The sequence below is a fragment of the Paraburkholderia bengalensis genome, from assembly GCF_037126505.1.
Taxonomy (GTDB): domain Bacteria; phylum Pseudomonadota; class Gammaproteobacteria; order Burkholderiales; family Burkholderiaceae; genus Paraburkholderia; species Paraburkholderia bengalensis.
The window spans coordinates 25,926-33,528 of record NZ_JACFYJ010000092.1 but is presented as its reverse complement, the minus strand read 5'-3'; the positions used below and the strand labels follow the sequence as shown (position 1 = coordinate 33,528).

The following is a 7,603-nucleotide window of genomic DNA, read 5'->3' as shown; positions in this document are numbered from 1 at the left end:
TCCCGGTGCCGGTTAGCCGGCGGCCGGTCAGCTTACGATGGTCCGAAAAGCGGACATCTGAACTTGGCTAAAAGCGGACATTACAACTTAGCCACTACACATACGATCCGTTGATAATTTATGTTATGTCAAATTAAGAAATCCGAACGACCGCATCACGGACGCCAGCAAAAATCCTACATCTCGTCGATGATTGCTTCAGCCCGCACGAGACTCCTCACAACGAGTATCACGGCAGGCATTTCGTCATCGTAGTAGTTCCACGAAAACTTGAGAAACAGCGGCGCGAGGAAAGGCCAAAAGACCGCATGAGAGGAGATTTTCGAAAAATTTCAATGTTTTCGTGGGCTCGTTTTTCCCATATCCACGAAAAGATTGAAAACGTTGGTGCCGACGTCTCACTACAAGTTGCGAAGTTTTTGGTTATTGAGCGCACTTTGCACGGCATGTTTTGAAAAAGCACCGCGCTAGGTCGAATCGATGATCCGAAAGTAGTACTTGTATTTTACATAATAAAAATGCACCAATAGAGGGCGCAAAATATTCTACCAATTTGGTCAAGTATGGCATAAAAATCTATACGAAGGGCGAAGTCGTTTGGCGGATGGACGTCTTGCCACGGTTGCAGAACCCATGGCTCGGCTTCATCGCGATGAAGATGGATACGAAGTCCGCAAAGAATCCCGCAATTACGGTCGAAACGAAATCGCAACGATTGGCCTTATTGGTGGCCTAGCCATGTATCGGCCAGTTTGATGCTGCTCCGCCCGGACATTGTTTTCCGAGAATCGTACGTTATCTTCGGCGCCGCCGATGGTACGGGAGGGACGTCCGGCTCGCTCTGCACATCCCAAAGGAGAGGCGCGGTGTAGTCGTCAGCGGTTATAACGAGCGGCGACCTTGTGAACAGCCAGAGCAGATAGCGATACGGTCCAATGTTATTCGCCTCGCAGGTCTCGGCGAGTGAGTAGCGATTGGCGCTCGTCTTGGCACCAACAACCATGTCCGCGAACAGCCAACCCTTGCCAAGCCAGCAAAACAGACGTCGAACACCACGCCGTTGATGTGCCGCCGAAGTGCGGCTTCGTGTTCCGAGCGTCGCTCGAGGATGCGATTGTGGCGACCAGAACGAGCAACGTTATTAATTCTGCGTCGACGTTTGGAAACAATCAGTTCCCCCACGATGAGTCTGGACTTGCCCCCGCATGACCGGACATGCGGTCACGCTTAGGTTGGTGAATTTGCTCGCTGGCGAAACTCGCGTGGCGAGCAGTATTTCAGGGCGCTGTGCGGATGCGACTCGTTGTAGTGGTCAAACGCGATGGCCAGGTTCTGCAACGCGGTTCTCGCGTCCGGCTTGGGCATCCACGACACGTAGTCTCTCTTCATCGTTTTGACGAAGCTCTCGGCCATGCCGTTGCTCTGCGGACTTCTGACCGGCGTCGTGATGGGTTTCAGGCCCACTTTTTTGGAGAACGTCAGCGTGTCCTCGGCAATGTAGCAGGAACCGTTGTCGCTGAGCCATTCGATTTCGTTGTCGGCTTTCAGCGCACCATCGAAACGGTTTTCTACAGCCTGAAGCATCACATCACGCACCATGTCTCCGGTATAGCCTCCAGTGGTCGCAGCCCAGCTCATGGCCTCCCGGTCGCAGCAGTCGGGTGCAAAGATGACGCGCAGCGGTGAGCCGTCATCACAACGGAATTCGAAGCCGTCCGAGCACCAGCGCGCATTGCTCCGGTCTACCGCGACCCTGCCGTCGTGTCGGCGCGTTGACTGAGCATGGCGCGGGCGGCGTTCGAGCAGCAGACCGTGGGTATGCATGACCCGATAAACCCGTTTTGCATTAACGCGAGGCTGCCCCTGTGCGTCCCGGTTTCGCCGTAGCAGGGCCCAGGCGCGCCGGTAGCCGTAAGTTGGCAAATCAGCGACCAACTCTTGGAGCTCCGCGACGAGCGGCATGTCGTCACGGGCGGGCGTCTTGCGCCTGTCGACCCATTCAGCGTCGCGCTTTGATTTCACCGCGAGATTCGAGCGCGACACACCCAGGACTTCGCAGACCGTCTTCATCGGTCGTCCCCCGGCAGCAATGGTGAGCGCGCAATCAATTTTTTTGCCCGGCCGTACTCCACTGCTTCGCGGAGGATTTCCACTTCCATCGTCTTCTTGCCCAGCAGCCGCTGGAGTTCACGAATCTGCTTCATCGCTTCGGCCAGGTCGGACGCCGGCACCACCTGCTCGCGGGCACTGACTGCTGACAGGCTTCCGTGCTGATAGAGCTTGCGCCAGGCGAACACCTGGTTTGCATTCACCTGATGACGACGGGCAACTCCGGAAACGCTTGCTCCGGGCTCGAAGGTCTCGCGCACTATAGCGAGCTTCTCCTCGACAGAGCGCCGGCGGCGCTGTTCGGGCTGGGTCAGAACTTCAATCGGTTTCACGTTAGAGCTGGGCTTAAACATAGGCGTAAGACTACCTCAAAGTTTAAGCGTTACCTCGTGTCCGGTTTTCGCGGGGGCCGGCCCAGAGTCACTCTGTTCAGAGATCAACAGATGGGTGAGATGGGCGAGCTGCGTTCAAAATCCGTCGCTTTACTATTGAAGCTTGTGAGAAGAGGAGCACCGATGCTGGTTACATCGGCGCTCCATACAGCTGATACGCCTGGCCAATCATCCTGTGCTGCATTTTGTGCAGACGCCTGACCCAGAACGCGCTCGCCACCAACATCGTGCCGAACGACACTACGAACGGCAGAACATGTTCAGTTGACGGGCCTGCCGAGTGTTCTACCAGCCACTCGAGGACCTGTTCTGGCACCGACTCTATGGCAGCGGGCAGCGCTGCCGGAAGAACGGTCTTGGTTTGGATAGTTGCTACGCTTCTCATAGTGAGTGTCCTGTGGTTGTTATGAGGCAAGGGCGCCGACGGTCGGCGCCCTTGGCCATTGGAGACGACCGGGCGCCACTTGTCTACAACCACACCTACTCGAAGCAATCGCGGGTCAATTATGACCCGCTGTACTGGTTCGCAATCGCGAACTGGATTACGTATATATTCCAAATGCTTATTTGCTACTACTATTGGCCGTCGGACTTTTGTAGGGTTCATCCTCGACCGGCAGAGTCTGCTCCTCCCATACGTCTCGTACAAATACTTTGGTAGTCGGGCAGGATTGCGTTGTTCAGCATTAGCGCAGTCCAGGCAGGGGGCAGTGTATGCACATGCGCGATCTCATGGAATTTTATGCCCAAACTTAATCAATCAGACCTCCACTATCAAGACTACAGCTGGGTCGCAGTTCCCGGTGATGATCCGACGAAGACTCGCGCCGATCGTACGCGGTTTAGTCGGCACGAGGGATATGAAGTCCTCGATCTGATTAACTCGTTCACTGCTGCGGGTGGTGGTGATCTCGACCGTCGCGCGCGACTGATCATCGAATAGATGTTGCATGAAAAACTGCCTTCGAACATCCAGGCTAGGGACGGCGTGAAGCAATGGGTTACGACAAGTTATTCGACATTAAGCGCTCTATATCCGCGTTGATGTAGTGAGCTGCGGCTGCCTGCCGGTGCAATGCGCATTGCACAAAATGCTTCCGTCGAACGTCGATAACAACCACAAAGGCGTGTGGGAGTGTCCGACGGGTCGGACGAAGCCGATAGTTTTCCGGCGGAAAAATCCAGGCGAAAAAAAATGTAGCTGTTTGAGGTCAGCAGCATGTAAGGGTGCACGCGCTTCCTGACGCACACCGTCGGTCGTCGTCGCACTTATCGAGGCATTCGCGCGATCGGGCCGGTCGGCCAGTTCGTCCACGCGCTTGCATCATTGTACGAGCCCGCACCACGTCGATGTCGTGCGCAGCGCACGTTGATTTCCTCGCACGACTAGGCTGAACAGCTCAGGACGCAGGCCGCGAGACTGGAAAGGTACTATGCTGACGCCGGCATCACGGATATCGATGTCGTCACTGATCTGGGCAGCGGTCTGAACTATCGCAAGAAGGGTCTGCAACGACTGCTGGGTCACATCCTTCGTGGCCGCGTCGCACGCCTGGTGTTGGTCACGAAGGACCGGCTGCTGCGTTTCGGCAGCGAATTGCTGTTCCGTATCTGCGAGTTTTTCCACGTCGAAGTCGTCGTGCTGGACGCGGCCCCGGACGTGAGCCGCGAACAGCAGCACACGGAAGACCTTGTTGAGATCCTGACGGTCTTCTCATCGCGCCTGTATGGCTCGCGCAGCCGCAAGATCCTGCGGGCGCTGGCGGCCTGATGCAGTCGACCACGCAGACCCGGTTGTATCTGCCTGAAGCTGACGCACGACTGCTCGACCGGATGGGCGAACTGCACGGCTCGATGAAGCGCAAGCTGTATGCGCGTATTGCGGCCCACGGTGGCAAGGCAAAGCCGCACAAGACAGCCTTCTGCCGTGAACACGGTCTTTCCGCGCGCATGTTCAACGCGATCGCCATCGAACTGCAGGGCCTGATCGACGGCACGCGGGAACTGCTGAAGGGCGAGTGCCAGGATCTTGGAAAGGGCATCGCCCGCCTCGGACGCCAGCTCCCTGGGAGTAACATGATCCCGTGAGGCAACACGGCCGGCCAACATGATTGTCGCGGTCCAGCTCCCCGTGTGCCGCGCACAGATTGACGAAATTGATGCTGAGGAAGGTGTGCGAACAGCAGCAACGCTCCATTAGGTTTCCCCGTTCATCAAGCGCAACGACCAGTGAAGCGTAGATGGGCGATGTCTATAAGGTTCTTATCCTCGTTCGGTCATCGCTTGCTCTCTGGTCGATGGTGCACTTCAATGTCGGGCCATAGGCTGCGAACGTGTCGGGAGCGATTGTTCCGATACGCCAACTCTGTCGGTTGCGGAACGGAGAAGGTTGTGCGTAGTGGCCCAGTTCTGGCGACACGATGAATCGTGGCCGGACCGACGGTGACATTCAGAAAGCGTTATTTCACTTACGTTTTTTTGTCATATCGCAACGCAAAAAGTGCTGAATAGGCTTGGCCATTTAATGTCAAAATGACACTAAATCGATTTATATAAGTTATTGATTTACAGAGATTTTATGGTTTCAATCAAAAAACAATATTTATACGTTGATTTCGAAATATACATCCATTAATCTTTAATCAAGCGCACAAATTCTCACGCAACAACTATGTCCGAAGATCAAACCGAATTCCGCCAGAAATTTATCGACGACTTCGTCGATTTTATGAACCGTTGCAACTTCCACTACGCCGCGTCACGTTCCTTCTCGAATATTCTTTGTGACATCGCGTACTGCTATCGCCCGTCCATCCGATACTGGGAGCGGTTGACCACCGCGCTCATTATTGAGGCGCTTGAGACGTACATGCCAACGCTGGGTACCGATCATCCTGACAATGTGTCATTCCTTCAGGAACGGATCGCAGACCATTTGTATATGCGACAACACGACGAGCGAAACGCTTTGTTGCTGGCAACCTTGCCGGCCGCAACTCGACCGGAGAACGCAGAGGAGGCTGCCGACTGGATTTGCGAAGAACTTGAGCGCATAGGCGACGAAGAGCATCTCGAATTTGCGGAGCGCGACGGAGCAAAGTGCGGCGAGGCGGCGCTTATTCATCTTGCAGTGTTGGAAACTGGCGCTAACGATAACCGAGTGCTGGATCCGCATGCCGATTATGCGCATTTTCTGCTCGCTCAAGCGAAGGCATCTTCGCAAAGCTCGCGAGGCGTAAGGTAAGGCCGGCTCTTCAGGTGTTGCGCCCCGACAGCTTGGTTCGTCTAAAGACTGTCGATGCTCTTGTTGTCGTCGAGTCCATATGCCGCACCCAGACATTTGCGGGGCGCTCCGGACACTAGCTGTCGCTACATTGAAAAGGATTTGATTAAAAATGCAACAAAGTAAAAATGATCGTTCCTCCACCATCTACCTGTCGACCTATAAGGGCGGCACCCCGGGGCTGAAGCGGTTTGTCGGCGTTCCCTGTATGGTCTTCGAGCAGGCTGCGAGTGAATGGAGAGGCGATGACGAAACGGCGCACAGTCAGCCATTTTTTTCGCTGGCGGTTGCCAAAAACGAAAAGACAGCCGTCCTGATTCTCGAGACTCGCGTCGGCCGCTGTTTTCACTATGCGTTGATGGACATGTCGGACCGCAAGCTGGGTGGAACGCTGGATATCTGGACGAAGAATCGTGGTTTTGTTGTTGTTCGGAAGTTGAGCACAAGCGTCAGTGTGGGGCTGTGTCCGATTGACGAGGAAAACATTCGGTTTCTCAAGAGGCACCGTCGGGATACGTACAAACCCAATCCTGCAGAATTTATCCGCACTACACAATCGTTCATCGAGCGCAAATCGTTCGAAGAGCTCGCAACTGAAAAGCTGCGCGCCGAGGGCTACGATGAGAGCGTCACTCCGTTTGTCGAGGTCCAGATTCTTGAGAACGCGGCAGTTCGAAACGACATCAGCTGGCAACAGGGGAGCAGTGAAATGCGTGTATCCGTGCAGAATGCATCTCCCGGCAGTGTCGGCGCATATGACTTCATCCCGGCGCCCGCGTCAATCGGATTGATGCAAAAAGCCAGTAATTTCGCCGGGACGTCAAAGTCTGCATCGGAGATGAGGCCAGATACGCCGGTGCTCGTCTCCACCATTGACCTGAACCGATACCTGAGTCTCGCACGGGTAGAGGGCTCGTTTGGCTTTGGCCATTTCCGGTTTGATGGTCGTATCGTACTGTCAATGCGGCTTCAATCTGGCTCTGCGCAGATATACTGGCTTGCAGATGCCGCCGACGCATCTGTGTGGGACGCCATCGACGTCATGAAGCAGAATGGGGAGGTTGGCTTCATGCTGGAGGAAGGGCGAGGAGGTGTGTTTGTCCCGTACACGCTGTCGCCGCATCAGGAGGATATTCGCATCCTTCGGGCGGAATGCATGAGCCACCCGGGCGGTCTTTCGGACGCAGCTGCCCGGCTGGCCAGTAGCGGCATGGTTCAGAAAAATGCGACCACGGACATTCCCGGGACTCGCCTGGAATATGTTCACGTGAACTTGCTGGCGAGCGAATCTGTGGCGCTTATGCTTCAGGCGCTCCAGGCATCGTCTCCTGGTATGGCGGAGCAGTGCAGCGATTCCCCTGAGGCTGACATGGCGGACGCGGGCCATTCAATCCATTGAGTCAGAGGACCGGCCGACTCTGCGAGACATGAGCGGGTCGGCCGTCTGCCGCGATTCGGTCAGCTGCTACTCGCCAGTGCAATGTCTGGACGATCAGTGTTGCGCAATCAAGGTCTACGCTATCCGGTCGGCTCGCGTCTGAGTCTGCATTTGATGCTCGGGGGCAAAGGGAAGCCGGATGAATCCGATTTCACGATCTCGTCGTACGAGCGCGAGAAGAACAGAAAAACGCCATGTATCGAAGTTCGGAAGAGTTGATGTACGGCTCCTTTCCAAACGGTGCTTCAGCCGGGCGCGTTCATCGGCATGACAGTCCTCCAGCACTGGCTCGTTGAGGACAGGGTCAGCGATGGGCGGTCCCTGTTACTATACTTTGCCGTCGCGATCTACCCGGATTGTTGAAATCGCTCGTCGACCGAC

General features: G+C 55.5%; 6 protein-coding genes and 1 pseudogene. 5 read left to right on the top strand and 2 right to left on the bottom strand.

Annotation, left to right across the window (positions count from 1 at the left end; all coding sequences use genetic code 11):
• Positions 1-721: 721 nt before the first annotated feature.
• Together H3V53_RS43840 and H3V53_RS34595 are read right to left on the bottom strand one after the other, a co-directional pair.
• Positions 722-1,003 carry a transposase domain-containing protein gene (locus tag H3V53_RS43840; RefSeq protein WP_419539628.1) on the bottom strand — a complete coding sequence of 94 codons (282 nt, stop codon included), beginning with the start codon at positions 1,001-1,003 and terminating at the stop codon, positions 722-724.
• Positions 1,004-1,227: 224 nt separating this feature from the next.
• Positions 1,228-2,462 (bottom strand): IS3 family transposase gene (locus H3V53_RS34595; protein ID WP_336601660.1). Its coding sequence is split into 2 segments (ribosomal slippage): positions 1,228-2,108 and positions 2,108-2,462, totalling 1,236 coding nucleotides; the frame shifts between segments, so codons are not numbered across the junction.
• A gap of 781 nt (positions 2,463-3,243) precedes the next feature.
• Between H3V53_RS34595 and H3V53_RS34590 the strand changes: the two genes are divergently transcribed.
• From H3V53_RS34590 to H3V53_RS34570, 5 genes and pseudogenes are all read left to right on the top strand, one after another.
• Positions 3,244-3,444, top strand: a complete 201-nt coding sequence (locus tag H3V53_RS34590) for a hypothetical protein (RefSeq protein WP_336601659.1) — start codon at positions 3,244-3,246, stop codon at positions 3,442-3,444.
• A gap of 429 nt (positions 3,445-3,873) precedes the next feature.
• Positions 3,874-4,272 (top strand): annotated as a pseudogene (locus tag H3V53_RS34585) (IS607 family transposase); the annotation flags it as partial.
• Positions 4,272-4,589, top strand: a complete 318-nt coding sequence (locus tag H3V53_RS34580) for a hypothetical protein (protein ID WP_336601658.1) — start codon at positions 4,272-4,274, stop codon at positions 4,587-4,589. The pseudogene H3V53_RS34585 and the gene H3V53_RS34580, both read left to right, overlap by 1 nt.
• A 583-nt stretch (positions 4,590-5,172) precedes the next feature.
• Positions 5,173-5,745 carry a hypothetical protein gene (locus H3V53_RS34575; protein WP_336601657.1) on the top strand — a complete coding sequence of 191 codons (573 nt, stop codon included), beginning with the start codon at positions 5,173-5,175 and terminating at the stop codon, positions 5,743-5,745.
• A gap of 151 nt (positions 5,746-5,896) precedes the next feature.
• Positions 5,897-7,183, top strand: coding sequence for a hypothetical protein (locus tag H3V53_RS34570; RefSeq protein WP_336601656.1), 1,287 nt, complete (start codon positions 5,897-5,899; stop codon positions 7,181-7,183).
• Positions 7,184-7,603 lie beyond the last annotated feature (420 nt).

Coding starts and splice junctions, on each gene's coding strand:
- H3V53_RS43840 (WP_419539628.1), bottom strand. CDS start 1,003: ATGGTTGTTGGTGCCAAGACGAGCGCCAATCGCTACTCACTCGCCGAG.
- H3V53_RS34590 (WP_336601659.1), top strand. CDS start 3,244: ATGCCCAAACTTAATCAATCAGACCTCCACTATCAAGACTACAGCTGG.
- H3V53_RS34580 (WP_336601658.1), top strand. CDS start 4,272: ATGCAGTCGACCACGCAGACCCGGTTGTATCTGCCTGAAGCTGACGCA.
- H3V53_RS34575 (WP_336601657.1), top strand. CDS start 5,173: ATGTCCGAAGATCAAACCGAATTCCGCCAGAAATTTATCGACGACTTC.
- H3V53_RS34570 (WP_336601656.1), top strand. CDS start 5,897: ATGCAACAAAGTAAAAATGATCGTTCCTCCACCATCTACCTGTCGACC.